Source organism: Streptomyces sp. DH41 (assembly GCF_029813785.1).
Lineage (GTDB): Bacteria > Actinomycetota > Actinomycetes > Streptomycetales > Streptomycetaceae > Streptomyces.
Map to the genome: position 1 here is coordinate 1 of NZ_JARVKY010000065.1, position 472 is coordinate 472.

The 472-nt window shown below is 60.0% G+C and carries 1 protein-coding gene; it reads right to left on the bottom strand.

Annotated features, from left to right (window positions below):
- The coding region (locus tag QC283_RS39390) for a CBS domain-containing protein (protein ID WP_279566605.1) at positions 1-472 on the bottom strand (472 nt) is incomplete at both ends.

The window sequence follows — 472 nt, forward strand, 5'->3', positions numbered from 1 at the left end:
GTGTGGTAGCTGCGTCGCTCATCCAGCGGCAGCCTGACGTAAAGCGCTAAATCCTCCAGCGGAATATTGCCGTTAACGATCCAGTGGCCTTCGCCCTGCGTCTGCACGTCGTAGCGGGCATCAATCTCCTCGCCCTCAAGGGGCAAGTTGCCGGCAATGGTTTCCATTAAATCGCTCAGCGTCACCACGCCCTCCACCGAGCCGAATTCATCTACCACAAAGGCAAAATGGGTTCGCGCCTGGCGGAACTGCTCCAGCGCCTGCAGCAGCGTCAGCCGCTCGGGAAACACCAGCGGCTGACGAACCAGCGCGCGCAAATCCAGCGACTGATGATGCAGCGACTGATGCAGCAGGTCGATGGCGTGCACCACGCCCAGCAGCTCGTTGCTCTGATCGGTGATCAGCAGACGCGTATGCTGATTGCGGTCGAGCCGCGCCATAATCTCCGCCGGGTCGTCATCCAGATTGATAT